The sequence below is a fragment of the Inconstantimicrobium porci genome (assembly GCF_009696465.1).
GTDB lineage: Bacteria > Bacillota > Clostridia > Clostridiales > Clostridiaceae > Inconstantimicrobium > Inconstantimicrobium porci.
In genome coordinates this window covers 57,099-75,112 of sequence record NZ_VULX01000009.1, presented here as the reverse complement: position 1 = coordinate 75,112, position 18,014 = coordinate 57,099, and the positions used below count along the sequence as shown (strand labels likewise).

The 18,014-nt window shown below is 30.4% G+C and carries 17 protein-coding genes; 12 read left to right on the top strand and 5 right to left on the bottom strand.

Features of this window, described 5'->3' with window-relative positions; translation table 11 throughout:
* Positions 1-47 precede the first annotated feature (47 nt).
* Entirely contained in the window at positions 48-1,244 is a 1,197-nt protein-coding gene (gltS, locus tag FYJ33_RS07990) for a sodium/glutamate symporter (RefSeq protein WP_154531227.1), read from the bottom strand.
* Between the two features lie 520 nt (positions 1,245-1,764).
* Here gltS and FYJ33_RS07985 point away from each other — a divergent pair.
* From FYJ33_RS07985 to FYJ33_RS07945, 9 genes are all read left to right on the top strand, one after another.
* Positions 1,765-3,039 carry a 2-hydroxyacyl-CoA dehydratase subunit D gene (locus tag FYJ33_RS07985; RefSeq protein WP_277644101.1) on the top strand — a complete coding sequence of 425 codons (1,275 nt, stop codon included), beginning with the start codon at positions 1,765-1,767 and terminating at the stop codon, positions 3,037-3,039.
* Positions 3,039-4,856 carry an acyl-CoA dehydratase activase gene (locus tag FYJ33_RS07980; RefSeq protein ID WP_154531226.1) on the top strand — a complete coding sequence of 606 codons (1,818 nt, stop codon included), beginning with the start codon at positions 3,039-3,041 and terminating at the stop codon, positions 4,854-4,856. The genes FYJ33_RS07985 and FYJ33_RS07980 overlap by 1 nt, the downstream gene beginning before the upstream one ends.
* Positions 4,857-4,962: 106 nt before the next feature.
* Positions 4,963-5,187: a hypothetical protein gene (locus FYJ33_RS07975; RefSeq protein WP_154531225.1), complete on the top strand. Its 225-nt coding sequence runs from the start codon at positions 4,963-4,965 to the stop codon at positions 5,185-5,187.
* A gap of 25 nt (positions 5,188-5,212) precedes the next feature.
* A complete protein-coding gene (locus FYJ33_RS07970) occupies positions 5,213-5,515 on the top strand; it encodes an ATP-binding cassette domain-containing protein (protein WP_154531248.1) in 303 nt (100 codons plus the stop codon).
* Between the two features lie 25 nt (positions 5,516-5,540).
* A complete protein-coding gene (locus FYJ33_RS07965; protein WP_235900801.1) occupies positions 5,541-6,353 on the top strand; it encodes an ABC transporter permease in 813 nt (270 codons plus the stop codon).
* 15 nt (positions 6,354-6,368) lie between these two features.
* Positions 6,369-6,986 (top strand): DUF5937 family protein, encoded by a 618-nt coding sequence (locus FYJ33_RS07960; RefSeq protein WP_154531224.1) that lies wholly within the window; start codon positions 6,369-6,371, stop codon positions 6,984-6,986.
* A gap of 332 nt (positions 6,987-7,318) precedes the next feature.
* A complete protein-coding gene (locus FYJ33_RS07955; protein ID WP_154531223.1) occupies positions 7,319-9,310 on the top strand; it encodes a methyl-accepting chemotaxis protein in 1,992 nt (663 codons plus the stop codon).
* A 15-nt stretch (positions 9,311-9,325) separates the two neighbouring features.
* Entirely contained in the window at positions 9,326-10,600 is a 1,275-nt protein-coding gene (locus FYJ33_RS07950; protein ID WP_154531222.1) for an ABC transporter substrate-binding protein, read from the top strand.
* Positions 10,601-10,704: 104 nt separating this feature from the next.
* Entirely contained in the window at positions 10,705-11,304 is a 600-nt protein-coding gene (locus FYJ33_RS07945; protein ID WP_154531221.1) for an ECF transporter S component, read from the top strand.
* A 410-nt stretch (positions 11,305-11,714) separates the two neighbouring features.
* On the opposite strand, the gene FYJ33_RS07940 is transcribed toward FYJ33_RS07945, so the two are convergent.
* Genes FYJ33_RS07940 through FYJ33_RS07925 form a run of 4 tightly spaced genes read right to left on the bottom strand, consistent with a single transcriptional unit; the run spans position 11,715 to position 14,167 of the window.
* A complete protein-coding gene (locus FYJ33_RS07940; protein WP_154531220.1) occupies positions 11,715-12,260 on the bottom strand; it encodes a putative ABC transporter permease in 546 nt (181 codons plus the stop codon).
* A gap of 18 nt (positions 12,261-12,278) precedes the next feature.
* Positions 12,279-13,157: an ABC transporter ATP-binding protein gene (locus FYJ33_RS07935; protein ID WP_154531219.1), complete on the bottom strand. Its 879-nt coding sequence runs from the start codon at positions 13,155-13,157 to the stop codon at positions 12,279-12,281.
* 36 nt (positions 13,158-13,193) lie between these two features.
* Positions 13,194-13,763 (bottom strand): hypothetical protein, encoded by a 570-nt coding sequence (locus FYJ33_RS07930; protein ID WP_154531218.1) that lies wholly within the window; start codon positions 13,761-13,763, stop codon positions 13,194-13,196.
* Positions 13,763-14,167: a GntR family transcriptional regulator gene (locus FYJ33_RS07925; protein ID WP_277643677.1), complete on the bottom strand. Its 405-nt coding sequence runs from the start codon at positions 14,165-14,167 to the stop codon at positions 13,763-13,765. The genes FYJ33_RS07930 and FYJ33_RS07925 overlap by 1 nt, the downstream gene beginning before the upstream one ends.
* 429 nt (positions 14,168-14,596) lie before the next feature.
* Between FYJ33_RS07925 and FYJ33_RS07920 the strand changes: the two genes are divergently transcribed.
* Genes FYJ33_RS07920 through FYJ33_RS07910 form a run of 3 tightly spaced genes read left to right on the top strand, consistent with a single transcriptional unit; the run spans position 14,597 to position 17,983 of the window.
* Positions 14,597-15,556, top strand: coding sequence for an AAA family ATPase (locus tag FYJ33_RS07920; protein ID WP_154531217.1), 960 nt, complete (start codon positions 14,597-14,599; stop codon positions 15,554-15,556).
* A 9-nt stretch (positions 15,557-15,565) separates the two neighbouring features.
* Positions 15,566-16,681, top strand: a complete 1,116-nt coding sequence (locus FYJ33_RS07915; protein ID WP_154531216.1) for a DUF58 domain-containing protein — start codon at positions 15,566-15,568, stop codon at positions 16,679-16,681.
* Complete coding sequence (locus tag FYJ33_RS07910) at positions 16,682-17,983, top strand: hypothetical protein (RefSeq protein WP_154531215.1); 1,302 nt, start codon at positions 16,682-16,684, stop codon at positions 17,981-17,983. It abuts the gene before it with no gap.
* The last annotated feature ends 31 nt before the right edge of the window (positions 17,984-18,014 follow it).

Genomic DNA, 18,014 nt, shown 5'->3' with positions numbered 1-18,014 from the left:
ATTATTCTTTGTAGGAGACAAATAAAAATTCTATAAAAAACAATACATTAATGGATTATATTAATGAAAAAGGTTATTACTGCAGAATTAACAAAATCGATAAATAGGCATCCGACTATTGGAACTACGAAGTATGGTGTAGGAGCAAAGCCAAATTTAGCTGTAAGAGCATCCATATTCGCTACGGCATTAGGAGTCGCACCCATCCCAAAACCACAGTTAGCAGAAGCAAATACAGCTGCATCGTAATTTCTTCCCATAACGTTGTATGTTATAAAGTAAGCAAATGCACCCATTAATATAGCTTGCGCAATAAGCATTACTACCATAGGAATTGCAAGTGCGAATAATTCCCATAACTTTAAGTTCATTAGAGCCATTGATAAGAAGAATGAAAGACTGATTCCGCCTAGAGCTTCTATTTCTTTTTCTTCCATTTGTATATGTCTGAAATCACATATATTTCTGATTACTGCTGCAGCAAGCATTGCACCGATATATGATGGGAAGGTAAGTCCAGTATCCTGAATTAACTTAGAAATTACTGAACCAAGCCCCATAGCAAAAAATATCCAGGCTGCACCATTCATAAGTCTTTTATGACATAATATAGCCGCATCATCTTCATGAAAATCACTTAATGGAATTTCTTTTTCATAATTTTCTTTTGGAGTCTTTAAGTTATGTTTGTCAATAAGACGTTTTGCGACCAATCCGCCGATAAAACTTCCCATAACAAGACCAAATGTTGCAGAAGCAAATGATATACTGGTTGCACCTGCTATACCCATGTTTTCAAGTAATGGTCCAAATGACCCTGATGTTCCGTGTCCACCTACCATAGGAATAGAACCTGTACATAGACCTAAAAGTGGATCAAGACCAAATAATTTTGCTAAAGCAACACCTAATGTATCCTGTAGAGCAACTAAAATAGTGGCTAAAATAAGGAATATAAATACTTTTATTCCACCCTGCTTAAGAATCTTTAAACTAGCGGTATAGCCTACTGTAGTAAAGAATGCTGTCATAAATAATGGCTGAAGAGTTGTATCGAGAGTTATTGTCATAGTTCCTGTAAGTCTTAAGCTCAGTACTAGGATGGCAAATAAAAGCCCGCCAATTACTGGAGCTGGAATACAATATTTTGATAAGAATTTAATTTTCTTTCTTAAAAACTGCCCAAGGTAAAATACAAAAGTTGCAATAGCCATAGTTTCAAATATATCAAGTTTGATATTCATATGTTTTTTCTCCTTTCATCTTTAGTAAAAGTAGTATATATCTTTAATATTCTACATTAAAGTAGGGAATAAAACAAATTAGGGAGAATTCTGTAAAATAAATAGTTTATAATTACATTTTTTTAAAATTATTCATAATACAGTGGTATAATAATATTTATGACAGTTACAAGATTGTTTTTTGTGAATTAAGTTAATGTTGAAGACAAAAAGAATCCTGTAGGGCAAGTATAGTATTGAAAAGCTAAGAGATAAGAGAGTAGAGATAAGAGAGCAGGATGAAATTTATTGGCTACGCCTATAAATTTCTAAGTTTTAATGGAGGATAAATCCTCCAAGCCTCTTATGAAGTTGCTTTCAGCAATTTTAATTTAAAGAGTTATAAGGAGAATTAGTACCCTTATTTTGAAACTTCAGAAAAGGAGTTTCATCCTTTTCTCTGATCTCTTAACTATTGTTTATAGCAGTATTGTACTGTAGGTTTAGCTTTAATGAAAGAATTATAATAGGAGGTTCTGTTGTGGATATAGAGAAAAAGTATGAAGATATAACTAAAAAGCAGGCTATGAATAATCCTGATATGGCATATAAGATGATAAAATGGGGATTATTTTTTGAAAAACAGATAGTAAAGTTTACTGAAAAGAATATGCCTAAGGCTTATAAAGAACTAAATCTATTTGCAGTTGATTCTATAAGAAAAGCATTAAAGAATCCAGAAAAAACCGCATGGGTAAATATTTTCACACCAGTTGAGATACTTCAGTGTTTTGATTTACAAGCACTATCAATTGAATGTTTTTCTTCCTTTATATCAGGATTTCAGTGTGAGGATTTCTTTAATGACTGCGCTGAAGATTTAGGAATTGCCGAGACATTATGTTCATATCATAAAGGTTTTATAGGTGCTATAGAGTCAGGAGTTATGCCTGCTGCCAAGTTTGCAATTACAACATCTACATGTTGTGATGCTAATGTTAATACCATGAGGTATGTATCAGAAAAAAAGAATATAGATTCATATATAATTGATGTTCCATATGAATATACAAAATCAAATGAACAGTATGTAGTAACTCAGTTAAAAGAACTTATAAGCATGCTTGAGGAAAAGATAGGTAAGAAATTTGATATCAATAAATTAAAGGAAATAATTAAAAGAGAAAACGCATCTAAAAAATACTTTATGGAATATGCAAAGGAACTGGCAACTAAGTACTATCCAAGTTCGCTAACACTTCAGATGTATATGTTGTTTGCTTCACATCTTAGTATAGGCAGTGAAGAAACTTATCGTTTCTATAAAAACCTGGCTGAGGATATAAAGAGTTATCCTGAAAATAAAGGTATCAATATATTATGGATTCATCTACTTCCATATTATCAAGAAACATTAAAACAGTATTTTAACTTTAATGAAAATTATCAGATTCAGACTTATGAGATAAATTTTGATTACATGGATGAACTTGATGAAGAACATCCATTAGAAGCATTGGCAAGAAAACTTATATGTAATCTTTATAACGGACCTTATGAAAAGAAAGTAAAGGAAATAGAGAAGGTAGTAGATTTACTGAAGCCAGATGGAGTAATCAACTTCTGCCACTGGGGATGTAAGCAGTCTGCAGGATGCGTTATGCAAATTAAGGAAGCTATGAGGAAGAAGAACCTTCCAATGTTGATACTTGATGGAGATTGTATGGATAGAAGAAACTGCCATGATGGGCAGATAAAAACTAGGCTTGAAGCATTCCTTGAAATGATTGAAAGCCAAAAGGGGGACAGAAATTAATGATAGGATATACATGTAAATATGTACCCACAGAACTTTTTGAAGCAATGGGCGTTGAAACCAAGAGAATTGATCCTAATGTAACAAATTATGATAAGGCGGAAACTATGATGCATGCGAATTTATGCTCATATATTAAAGGTGTTCTTGAAGATGTCATGAGCAGTAATTATGAAGGTGTTGTTCTTACAAACTGCTGTGATAGTACAAAGAGACTATATGATACTCTGAGAAAAGAGTTTCCAGATAAGTTTGTTTATATACTTGATCTACCAAGAAAGAATACAGAAGATGCTGTAAAACTTTATGAGAATTCAATAATGAGTATGATTAAGCATTATGAAGAATTTTCAGGCAGAGTGTTTGATAAAGATAAGCTGAAGCAGATTTTACAGTCTAAAAACAAGAAGAAAGAATACAAACGTGGCAGGATAAATATAGGAATTGTCGGTGCAAGATGTAATGACGGCATAATGGATGTCATCAAGAAAAGCGGTGCTGAAATTGGATTTAACATCTCATGTACAGGTGATGAACGTATTTTTGATATAAAGAATTATGATAATCTTCTTAACGAGTATGTTAAAGAACTTTTTGCAAAGATACCATGCGTTAGAATGGTTGATCTTAATAAAAGAAAGGAATTCATGACAAGAAGCAAAGATGTTGTTGACGGTATAATTTATCATACAGTTAAGTTCTGTGATATCTACTCTTATGATTATGTAGAGATTAAGAATAAGCTTAATATTCCAATATTAAAGGTAGAAACTGATTATACAAAGCAGTGCGAAGGCCAGATAAAGACAAGGGTAGAGGCTTTTATTGAATCACTTAATGTAATTAAGAGTGATGAGAAGAGTGATTGTGAAAAGAAGTATCCTGACTGTGGAAGATCATCTATGTGTGTTGGCTGTGATGCTGACAGGGAGAAGAATATTATTGAAAGCAGAAATAGATATAATGCTATAAAATCCGATGTTGAAAAGGAAAAGAGTTTAGGGGAAGTGAAAAGCAATATGAGTAGTGATAAAAAGATTTATGTTTTAGGAATCGATAGTGGCTCTACATCAACAAATGCTGTTATCTTAGATGGAAAGAGAAAAATTGTTGCTTCAGATGTTGTAAGAACAGGAGCTAAGAGCAGTGAAAGTGCAAGAAGAGCATTAGAAAATGTCTTAAGAAAAGCTGGCATAGATAAAGAAGAACTTTCATTAATTGTCTCAACAGGCTACGGAAGAGTAAGTATAGATTTTGCTGATAAGAATGTTACAGAAATCAGCTGTCATGGTAAAGGTGCTCATTATCTTAACCCTGATGTAAGAACAATCATTGATATCGGCGGACAGGACAGCAAGGCTATAAGACTTAATGATAAAGGCGAGGTTATTGACTTTGTAATGAATGATAAATGTGCTGCTGGTACAGGAAGATTTCTTGAAATGATGGCAAGAACTCTTGAAATAGATATTAAGGATATGGGACCAATATCATTAAATTGGAAGGAAGACATAAAGATAAGCAGTATGTGTTCAGTTTTTGCTGAATCAGAAGTAATATCACTTATTGCTGAAAATAAAGAAAAGCCAGATATAATACATGCACTTAATAATTCAATTGCAGGAAAAACAAATGCGCTTTTAGGCAGAGTAGGCAGAGAAAGCAAGTTCATGATGTCAGGTGGAGTTGCACAGAATATCGGTGTTGTTAAGGCACTTGAAGAAAAAATAGGTGAAGAACTGTTTATACCAGAAGAACCAGAAATAGTAGGAGCTATAGGGGCCGCTATTTATGGACTGGAATCAATAAATAATTAAATAATAAAAGATTAATAAATCACAAGGGGGCTATTAAAATGGAAACATTAAAGTAAAAGTAACGCTAAATGAGGAATATGTACTAAACTATTACCTTTCAGAATTAATGGAAGGTAAGATTAATTATCTGGAAAATAGGGAAAACTATAAGAATAGAATAGCTAAGTATATTGTAGACTTAAGGGATTCAAATAATATCAATGAAAAAATAAATAATGCAAAGAAGTTATGGAAAGTGCTTTTTGAAGCAGCCATGACTTATATAGATGAAGATAAAAGGGGATATGACAGGCTTTTTAAGTATGAAAAAAACAGAAGTAATTGCGCTTGAGAAAATTAAAGGATAGGTGATAAAGATGTTAGAAGCAGTGAATTTAAGGAAACAATATGAAACAAAGATAAGAAAGAATTTTTTTAAGAGTGAAAAACAGACTTTCGAAGCAGTTAAAGATGTTTCAATAAAGCTTGAAAAAGGTCAGATTGTCGGACTTTTAGGGATAAATGGTGCTGGAAAGACTACAACAATAAAAATGCTTACAACACTGTTATCACCAACATCTGGACAGTATTTTTTAGATGGAATGGATGCTGTAAAGAATCCAAGAATGATTAAAAGTAAAGTGAATATGATAGCAGGCGGAGAAAGGATGATTTATTAAGAATAAAACTTTTTATGATGGACTTATGAAGATGCTTAAGAATATTGATGAAACTGCTGAAATGAAGAAGCAGCATTTAAATTATTTTTATAGTAAAACTATATATATTTCATTATTTATATGGCCTATATTGAATTTTATTACTACTTATTTTAGTTTTAAGCCTTTTAAAATATCAAGAAGTAACATACCATATCTGAATGAAGAAAACATGATAATATTTATACTGTTAGGCTATATGACTATGAGTCTATTCAGAAGTCTCGTTCAGTCTGCATGGAATTTTTCGTTTGAAAGAATAAGTGGAACATTAGAACTTATATATATGTCGCCAGCTTCAAGGCAAGGTGTTATATTTGGAAATGCACTTTCATCATTATTTGAAAGTGTAATAGTAATGGTTATGTTTTCAATAGGTGTTATGATATTAAAGCGAGATGCTTTAAATATCAATTATGTTTCGCTTAGTATAGTATTTATAATAACTATTATTATGGCTGTATTATGGGGAATGATGCTTAATGCTATGTTTCTTTTTTCTAGAGATTCAGGTTTTCTTTTTACTATCTTTGAAGAACCTACGGAGATATTTGCAGGAGTTAAAGTGCCAACAGTTTTATTTCCGACCTGGGCAAAAATAATAAGCTTTATATTTCCCTTAACTTATTCAATAGAAGCAGTGAGAAGGTGTATACTAAATAAAGCACCTATAAATGAAATTAAGAATTTTATATTAATTGGGATAACAATAATTGTGGTGTTATATATATTATCTAATATAATTATTTATATAGTTGAAAAACATAGTAGAAAGACAGGAGAGTTTACTTATTTTTAAGCTTAAGGGGACGTTATGAATATTGATACAATATATGATGGTAAAATACTAGTGAAGTTTATATATTCTCCATTAAATGAGATGCTATGTGCATTACACGTACTGTGTAATAGTAAGCATCATCTTCATCGAAAAGAATGGGCAGATAGTGTATATGAAAAAATAGATAATAAGCTTAAAAATAGCATATTGGAATTTGGAGAAATTACCGATGATTATATGATTCCAATGGATTTTAATATGTATTTTAAAGAATGTGATGATTTAAATATATTAAGCAGTATTGAGTATCTTGAAAATGTGAATTTATATAATATAAGAAAGATATTCAGGAAGTATAATATAAGCATAAATTCAGGTCAATACAAAAGGTTTCTTTCTTTTTTAAAGCAGTTTTATATAGAGGTTTATATGAAAGAAGAAAAATATATTGAACCTGTAATTATAAGAACACTTAAAAAGAAAGCTGATTATATAAGCATGTCAGAAGCAGCTGTATCAAAAGCATTAAAATTATTATTTGAGTCTAAAATTGTAAGTAAGCAGAGAAATGGTAATTATATTATTTATAATTTGAATAAACGAGAACTTGATTATCTTGAATATAAAATTTATGAATATATTTTAAGGTAGAATAAATGTTGCTTACAATGATATAAGTATTTATAATAAAGAAACTTATAATGAAAATGTGATAGGAAAGATATAACTATCACATTTTTTATTTTATAAAAATAGCATTAAAAAAAGAAGGTTGTACAACAGACTAAATTGCCAATAAATGAGATGTTTTTTTACCAACAAGCGAAATACCGTACAAATAAGCAATGAAAATATTTTTGCAAAAAGAGAAAATATATAACAAAATGATAAAAAGTGTCGAATTATGGTTAAATATAGCTTGCAAATTACGATATTATGATTATATGTATGAATTTTTAAAATAATGTTGAAGGAGTATAATTATGAAACGTAACTTAAGAAAAGAAACAAGCTTAAAATTTCAAATGATACTAAGTTTTTTAATTATCGGTATAATACCTTTGATAATTTTGACAGTTAGTACAGCAATAGTGGTCAATAAATCTATGTATGATAGTCAGATTAGTTCGCTTAAGCAGATATCAAGTATGGCTACTAACAATATTGATAAGTGGGGGGATGATCAAGTACTTTTAGTTGAAGACATTGCTAGTTCTAGAGTATTACATAGTAATGATATAGATAATATAAAAATTGAATTGAAAAATAGACAATCTCAAGACTTAGATATTGTAAATATAATGTATATAGACTTAAATGGGAATATAATAACAGATTCTATGGGATCTATTAATGGAAGTATTAAAGATAAGAACTATTTTAATAATGTTGTAAGAGGTTGTTCTTATGTAAGCAACGTATTTTTAGATAAAGAAACAAATACTCCTTTAATTGTGTTTTCATCTCCAGTAAAAAAAGATAATAATGTTATTGGTTATATTGTAAATGAAGTTAAAGTGCAAGGCATACAACAGGATATTGGTAAGATATTATATTCAGATAGAGGAAAGATATATACTTTTGATGCTAACGGCAATGTAACATATAATGACGATTCAAGTAAGATAATGAAAGAAAACCTTTTTAGTAGATCTGACGAATTATCAGAAGCAGCAAAGAAAGCAATACAGGGAAATTGTAATAGTGTAAGGTTTAAATATAATGGTACAGCTCAAGTAGCAGTATATAATTTTGTACCATCATTAAAATGGGGAAGCATAACTACCATTCCGCAAATAGAAATTTATAATGCGTTTTTAGGGATTATTATAATAACAGTGATCTTGTCTATTATTATGATAGTTGCAATAGTATGGTTTGCGTTGTTTGTTTCAAAACGTTTTGTAAAGCCAATTTCTAGTTTGGCATCTTTAAGTAAAGATGTTGCAGAAGGGAATTTATTTGCTGAATGTAATGTTAAAGGCTCCGTTGAAATTGTGAATATAGGAAAAGATTTTAATGAGATGGTAATGTCGTTGAAGAATCTTGTATTAAGCATACAGAGTAAAAGTGATGATTTAAAGAATGCATCAATAGCTTTAAATGAAATATCATCATCAGCGGAAGAAACTAGTAAAGATATTGCAAAAGCTATGGAAGAGATTTCTGAAGGATCTGTTCATCAAGCTGATAAATCAGATAATATATTAAAGAGTGTTAGAAATTTAGATGATAAAATGGAAGAATTGACAAATGAATTGAGTGAAATTAACGATGCTTTAAGCATTTCTCAAGAAGCACTTATTAATGGAAATAATGGAACAAGAGAATTGAAGAATAATACTGAGGCTCAGTATAAAATAGTTGAGGAGACAGTAGATGAGGTTAAAGATTTATCTGAATCTGTAAGTAATATAGATAGAATTACAGCTACAATAAGTGATATAGCAGATCAAACAAGTATGTTAGCATTAAATGCTGCTATTGAAGCTGCAAGGGCAGGAGAAAGTGGAAAGGGATTTGCAGTTGTTGCAGAAGAAGTAGGAAAACTTGCAAATCAGTCACAGGAGGCCACAAAGCAAATATCAGAGATTCTAAATAATATTAAAGTTAAAGCGGAAAAAACAACAAATTTAATGAATACTGTTAATGATGGTATGAAGCTTCAAGCATCTACAGTAAATGATACTTTAGAAATATTTAATTCAATTGCTAATGTAGATAATAAGATTGCAGATAACATTAAATCATTTAATAAACTTATTGATTTTATTAAGAATTTCAGCGAAGAACTACTAAAACTCATAGAAACTTTAGCAAGCAGTTCAGAAGAAAATGCAGCTGTGGCTGAAGAAGTTACTGCATCATCTGAAAATCAGATAATTGTAGTGCAGAATGTTAGTGAATCTGCTGATAATATTTCACGTATAGTAGATGAATTAAAAGTAAATATAGAAAAATTTAAAACTGAGTAAGAAGGAGAAAATTTTATGAAAAGATTATTATGTCTTATCATTACTAGTATTCTTAGTATGACGCTATTTTTGGGATGTGGAAAAAACAAAGATAATGAGAATATCGTTAATATATCAATTTTAAATTCAAAGTTTGAAATTGATGCATCATTAAAAAAAGCAATAGAAAACTTTAACAAAGAAAATAAAAATATAAATATAAAAGTAGTAAAGTATATTAATAATGGTTATTATGATGATAAGTTAAAGTCTATGTATGAATTAGATAATGCTCCAACTATGACAATAATTGATCCGCAATTTATGGATAATTATAAAGACAAAAGTATAGACTTATCTTCTGAAAAGTGGGTAAATGATATTGTAGGTGATATATCAGATATTGCAAAAAATGATAAAGGAAAATTAATAGCATTTCCATTTTCAACAGAAGGTGTTGGATTAATATACAACAAAAAAGTAATGGAGTCTTGTTCGATAGATGTAAGTAAGATAAATACTAGAAGTGCTTTAGAAGAAGCATTTAAAAAAATTGAAGAGAAAGGTAAGAAAGCCCTTGTTATAACAAACGAAGAATGGTCGCTTGGAGATCACTTTTTAGCAACAGCTTATTCAGTAGATAAAAGTAAATCTAATGATAGCAAAGGTTATTTTGACAAACTAAGGAGCGGCGATTTAAAAAATAATGATTCAATAAATGGAATAATAGATACATTTGATCTTATGAAAAAATATAATATGTATTCAGAAAAACCACTTGATCCATCATATGATAAGTGTGCAGAGCTTATTGCCAAAGGAGAAGTTGGTTTCTGGTATATGGGAAATTGGGCTTCAGAAAAAATATTGTCAGCAAGTTCAGATAACAATGACTTTGGATTTATTCCAGTACCAATAAGCAATAACAGTTCAGATTATGGAAATAATGAATTAGCGTTAGGTGTTACAAAATATATTGTTATTGATGGTAAAAACAGTTCAAAAGAACAGCAGGAAGCAGCAAAAAAATTCTTGAATTACATTGTATATGATAGTAAAGGAAATGATTTTTTAGTAAAGGATTCAGGAATAATACCTGCATTTAAAAATATAAAGACAGTTCCTAACGATCCTTTGTCAAAGGAACTTATATCATATAGAAATAATACTAAGACTATGGAACTTATGAACGGTTATCTTCCGAGTGATAATTCAAAAGTAATAGGGGGCGCACTAAGGAGATATTTAAATAATGAGATAACAAGAGAAGAACTCCTGGCCGCTATAGAAGAATTTTGGAAACAAAACTAACATATAGTTCAAGTTTGTTTCTATATTGCACCGGTACAATTGCTTGCGATAAATATTCAGTGATATAATATCCCTAAACTTAACAAAGAGGGGGAAATTCATTTATGAGTAATAAAAATCATATGTTACAAAAGCTTGCGCAGACTGCACTTTTAGCAGCATTATGCTTTGTATCATTTAAGTTTTTAAAAATTCCAATACCAGTACCAGGTGGTGGTGCAACAGCGCTTCATATAGGAAATGCTTTCTGTGTTTTAGCAGCACTTCTTCTTGGAGGATGGTATGGCGGATTTGCAGGTGCAATAGGTATGACTATAGCAGATGTTCTTGAACCACAATATATTGTAAGTGCACCAAAGACTTTTATTCTTAAGCTATGTATTGGCTTAATTGCAGGTCTTGTTGCACATAGAATAGCCAAGATAAGTTATAGTAAGGATAAGAAGTATGTATTAAAATGGAGTATAATTGCATCAATAGCTGCACTTACATTTAATGTTGTTGCAGATCCAGTAGTAGGATATTTTTATAAGATATATGTTCTTGGACAGCCAACAACTGCAGCAGCAATTCTTGCTAAATTTAATGGTGTAACAACATTTATAAATGCAGTAGTATCTGTATTATTAGTAACATTAATATATAATACATTAGCTCCAGCACTTATAAAAGCAGGACTACTATACCCAGTTGGAAACAAGTAGTTAAAATTAATGTTTATATAGTGGTTAAGGATGAAGAGTGCAGAATGAAGAATGATGGATGAAACTCCTTTGGGGGAGTTTCAGAATAAGAGGACAAGTTCCTCTTATAATTCTTTAAAATTTAAGATATCAGAGGTTTGGAGGTGAAACCTCCATTAGAAATTAGAATCAGTAAGCAACGCGTACTGATTGTTTCCTGAATTCATCAATCTTCATTCTGCTTTCATAATTTATTAATATTAATTGTAAAAGAAAAAAGCTGATATAGTGAAAAATCTATATCAGCTCTTTCTATTTTTAAAAAGTGCATTTGCTAATGCACTTTTATCCTTTAGCATTAAAACTTTTAAGACCTATGCAGAGCCGACTTGGAGCGTGCCGACGGAGGATTCGAAGTAGGTCTTGAAAGTTTAGGCAAATTTATTTAAATTAAATTTTGATGATATATCAATGTTTGCAAGTTTTAACAGAGTTGCTGCGCCATCAACTGCGAAGTATACAGCGAATCCTATGCACACGTAAATCATCATCTTGTATGATATGAATGACAGCAGTGCAGCGAATATTGGCTGAACAATCTTTATGATTAAAACACAGGCTGCTCCCCACATTAATGAGAAGAGAAGACATATTCTTCCGTGAAGGTTAAATGGATCTTCTGTGTAGTCCCACCATTTCTGATTAAAGACTTTTTCTAAAAGAAATCCTGTGACATATTCAATTGCAGAAGTCAATATTGTTGACATTATAAACAATAAAATAAAATTATTCTTAAAGGGATTAAGAAGTGTAATTATAATTACGCTTGAAGATCCATATAGTGGACAGAATGGACCATTAAGAAAACCTCTGTTAACGAATTTTCCCTGGTGAGTGTAAGCATATGCTACTTCAAACATCCATCCAAAAAAAGAATATATTATAAAATACAAAAATATCTTTTGAAAATAATCCATATTTTCCTCCTCGTAAAATTAAATTAGATTTTTATCAACAGTATATACAAGCATATCTTCAAGACTTAAATCTAGTTCTTCTATAAATAATGCACCATTTTCCCTTAATTTGTCAACCAAATCTTCATTGAAATTATTAGTTACAATTGAGTAGCTTTTTCCAACATGGCTTACGTTTAAGAAGCAAGGCCATTTTTCAAAGTTTGCAGGAGCATTATCTTTAAAGATCACTTGTATTTTTTTCATTGTAGTTTTTAACGTATCAAGAGAATTATCCTTAACTATTTCTCCATTATCTATAAATAGTATGTGATCACATATAGACTCAAGGTCTGCCAAGTTATGTGATGATATTAAAACTGTAGTTTCTCTTTCAGATACATCTGAGACAAGTATTTTAAGGAACTTTCTCTTAGCAATAGGATCAAGTCCTGAAGTTGGTTCATCAAGAATTAAGACTTTTGGTCTGAAGCTTAAAGCAAGCATGAACATAAGTCTTGAAATATTTCCTTTTGAAAGTTTTTCAACCTTTTGGTTAAGTGGAATATTGAAAGAGCCATTAAGTTCAGCAAATCTATTTTCATCAAAGGTATCGTAAGCAAGCTTATAATATTTGATTACATTTCTTACTTTTTCTTTATTAAAATATTCGTTCTTGTCAGGAACATAGCCAATAGTTGATTTGAGAGAAATATTATCTCTTATGTCCTGTCCATCAATTATGACTTTGCCTGAATCAGGAGTATATATATCAACCATATTTCTAAGCAGTGTTGATTTTCCAGCGCCATTAGGGCCAACAAGACCAACTATATTTCCTGTACTGATTTTAAAATTAATATCTTTTATTATAGGCTTACCATCTAAAGATTTATTTAATTTCATTACTTCAATCATTGTTAAGCCCTCCTTGCCTGAATTTTATTTATTATTTTATAAGATAGAACGGATAATCCAGAACCTGCAATCAGTATAAGTATGCATATTATTCTTGTAATAGTATCTACATTTTCCAAAAAGCACTTGTAAAAACTGTATTCCTGATACCATGCTTGTAAAGCCTATTGATATAATAAAAATGTTTTTCCACAAAAATAACATTGGTGAATTAACTGCTGAATCGATTATATCTGTAATTCCTGCAGTTCCTGTCAAGTATAGCAGTGAAACTATAACTCCGTATATTACAACTGGAATGATGAATGATAATGAAAAACTTATAAACTTTGTTATTATCATTGCATCTCTGCTGTATGGCTGTGTTGTCATATAGAACTGTTTTGACTTTTTACTAGTGTAGCTAAAGAAAATAATTAGTGAGTTAATAAGTATTATTGGTATAGATATTAAAGAAATATCTAATAAATGATACATTGATTTTGGTCCATCCATCATACATACAAGACTACTAAACACTAGAAAAAGACTTGTAATTATTAATATTGAAAAATATTGTGCTCTGTCTGCATAGCAGAGAGCTTTTGAAAAATATTTTTTGTTCATTAATTTTGTTCACCCCTAAGAAATTTTTTCCCTGATAATTCAATGTAGCTTTGTTTAAGAAGATCAGCAAGTTTATCATAATCTATGCCCATATAATGTGCATCAAGTATTATTTTTTTCAAATCATCTTGAAGACTCTGTATTTTTTCATCTTCGATTTTTGGTGTGAATGCAGCTGAAACGAAGGTTCCCTTTCCCCTTAAAGTTTCGATTATCCTCATTCGTTCAAGTTCTGCATAGGCTTTGCTGACTGTGTTTGGATTCGTTGTAAGTGTACTGGCCATTTCTCTTACAGATGGTAATTTATCTCCAGGACTTAAAATGTTTTTTAGTATAAGTTCTTTGATACCTATAACTATCTGTTCGTAAATAGGAGTACTGCTTCTTGCATCTATGTTAATAATGACGAACACCTCCTGAGATTCCGTTTAGTATCACACGTATTAAGTGTATTACTACAAGTAGTACACTATCAATATACTTTATTACCAAATTATAGTCAATGCAATTCGTTCGACAAGAAACTACAATTAGACTTTAAAACACTTTAAGTTATAACATTAGGAGGCTTGGAGGATTTGTCTTCATTATGTTTACAAAATTAGCGTAGCTAATTTCATCCTCAACTATGCGTTATGCTCTATGCATTATGAGCTGTTTCAACTTACAGTTTGCTGAGGAAGTTAGGAATATATATTATATATAATTAATTTAATATTAAGATTAGTTTCAGATAAAATATATTAAAACAAGACAATGTAAATGTTTAACCTTTTATTTTTGTTGTGATAAAATTAAAAATGTGGAAAATAAATATAAAAGGGGTAATAGTCATGGAACCAAAAATTTTAGCTGATAAAATTAAAGATAATATTCAAAAAGTTATTATTGGAAAGGATGATGTAATAAAGATAATACTTACTGCACTTATTGCAGATGGACATGTACTTCTTGAAGATGTTCCAGGTACAGGTAAGACAGTACTCGCAAGAAGCCTTGCAAAGTCAATAGATTGTGATTTCAAAAGAGTTCAGTTTACTCCAGATTTAATGCCATCAGATATAACAGGAATAAATTATTACAATGCTAAAGAAGGTGAGTTTGTTTTAAGAAAAGGACCTGTGTTTACTAATATACTTTTAGCAGATGAAATTAATAGAGCAACACCAAGAACTCAGTCAAGTCTTCTAGAGTGTATGGAAGAAAAGCAGGTATCTATTGATGGGACAACTTATATATTGGACAAACCTTTCTTTGTAATTGCATCTGAAAACCCAGTTGAGTCACAGGGAACTTTTCCACTTCCTGAAGCACAGCTTGATAGATTTATCATCAAGATAAGTATGGGTCATCCAACTTTAGATGAAGGCAAGCAGATATTTAAACGTTTTATAGATGATAATCCTTTGGTAGCGCTTAAAAGTGTTTGTAGTAAAAATGACATTATTGAATGTAGAAAAACATGTAAAAAGATTTTCATAAGTGATGAGGTACAGGAATACATCTTAAAGATAGTACAGAAGACTCTTGATAATGACAAGATAGCTTTAGGGGTAAGCCCAAGAGGTGCGCTTGCTATGCTGAGAATGAGCCAGGTATACGCAGCAATAAGTGGCAGAAGTTTTGTTACACCTGATGATGTAAAGACACTTGCACCATATGTATTTGCACATAGAATTATTATCAAAAACAACTTAAGAATGAAGGGCATGGAAAACAGCCAGTCAATAATTGAAGAATGTGTTGAAGATACAGATGTACCAACTGAAAACTGGAATAACAAAAGAGACTAGGTGACATTCATGGAGATATTGATAATCGTATTGATTGCGATAATTATTCATAAGATACAGTATTATATTTATCTATATAACTGGCATAGAAATCTTAGTGTTGACTTTAAATTTAAGGATGAATATATTTTTGAAGGTGAGAAGACAAAGATAAAAGAAACATTTATTAATAGAAAATTTCTGCCTTTGTGGTGGATGAGAGTGCAGTATGCAGTTTCGTCATATATTGAATTTGAAGATGAAGTAAATAAGTCGTCTAATGAAAAGACTAACTTTAAATCAGAAGAACTAAGTCTTTTAGGATATGAGAAACTTGAAAGGGAAAAAGACATAGTTGGTAGGAGAAGAGGTTATTATCATATAAACAATATGGAAATACTTTCTTCAGATGTGTTTGTTACAGATAAATTTCTTTTAAAGAGTGAGAATACTCAGCATCTTTATGTGTTTCCTATAATGGTTGATGAAGAAAGATTTAACGTGCAGTTTAGAAAGCTGCTTGGGGAAGTTGTAACCAGAAGACAGATTGTTAGTGATCCTTATGAGAGAAAAGGCATAAGGGACTACAATACTTATGACAGCATGAAGGATATTAACTGGGGAGCAACAGCAAGGACAGGTGATCTTAAAGTTAACGTATATGATTATACTTCAAGCCAGGAGGTTATCATATTCTTAAGTGTACAGAAAGAAAATTCATGGGTGCCAGACGATGTTATAGAAGAAAGCATCAGAATTGCAAATACTCTTTATAGATACTTCTATGAGATGGGGATAAAGGTTTCGCTTGTTTCTGATGCAGTAGATGATGATGGAAACAATATGTGCTTTTCATATTCTACTGGTGATAGCTTTATTGCATTTAATAAGCTTTTAGCAAAAATGAAAATAGGAGAATTTAATGATAATAATATTTCAAAATATGTAAAGAGCGAAATGTGTAATGAAAATAGAAATCCATTATGGCTAGTAATAACAAATAGTACAAGACAGTCAGTTAAAGAAGTATTAATAGAGGCTCAAAATAGTCGTTTTGATTTAAGATGGATTGTTGTAAAGAGAGAGGATATGGATGTCGATGTTAGTGGCGTTAAGAATACTGATGTATGGGATGTGAGATATTAAATGGATGAACATAAGTACTTAGAGATGGATATACTTCCAGTTACAGAAGAATATATGCAGCATAATTATGTAAAGACTTATAAATATGAGCTTATAGAAGATATTATAATGTTTTGTACTATTTATCCATTGATAATTATATTAAATTGTGCTGTATCTACATCTACAAATTTAGAATATATATCATTAACTCTTTTTCCTGTAATGTTGATGATGTCTTATATGAGGATAAGGATTAATAAGCGATATTTATATGACGCAGGTGTGTTAGTGCTAGGAATGATATATTATATTTTTAGTATGATGCTTCCATATAAAAATTTGCTTGGGGAGGTAGGTGTTATTTGCGTTGTAGTTAGTATAAGAAGAAGCAAAAAAAAGCAGAATGTTAAATATAACTTGAGCGCATTGGTAGAACATGAGATATTGCTGATTATTTTTCTTATAGTAGCGATAATTATGAAAAACAGGTTTATACAAGGAACAATACTTGTGTGCGGATTAATTATTATAGTTATTTCATGTGCATATTTATGTAAAGCAAGAAATGTGAGACTTATTATGGATGATCCTAAAAATGAAACATTTAGAAATAGAGATAGTTCAATGTTTGCAGTAGAGATAGCAGTACTTATATCAGTAATACTGATTATTTTACAAGTTACAGGCGTGTTTGCAGCTGCAAATCGTATGTCAAATCAAATAGTCAATAATATTCGGCAGTCATCAACAGTGGATTATAGAAACATACCTCCTAAAGAGGCTAATAATAACCCAAAAAAGATAGAAGGGATTGATTTTAGTAAGCTTATTAATCCTAAAAAGGGCAAGCCTAGCAAGATTGTTATAGTACTTGGGTATGTTATATCAGCAGTTGTTACTATAGTAGTTGCAGCTATAGGAATAGCTATTGTTTATATGCTTCTTAATAGGTTAATGATTAATATAAAGAAATTAAAAAATAGTGATAAGGTTACTTTTGTATTTAATGAAATAGGAGAAAACGAAAAAAAGGAAAACGAAAAGCGTAAAAATGTAATATCAAGACGCATATTTCTTTCTCCAAGAGATAAGATAAGAAAGATTTACAAAAAGAAAGTTAAGTCTTATAAAAAGAGAGGAACAATAATAAAGCAGAATTTCACAGTAAACGATATTAAAAGAGAAATACTTGACAAAACTAGCAATAATATTGATTATATAAGTAATATATATGAAAAAGCTAGATATTCAAATGAAGAAATAAGCAAAGAGGAGTTAAAGCTAACAAAAACCAATGATCATTCTCTATTGTTCAAATAGAATATGATAGTTTAAGTAAAAACTAATATTT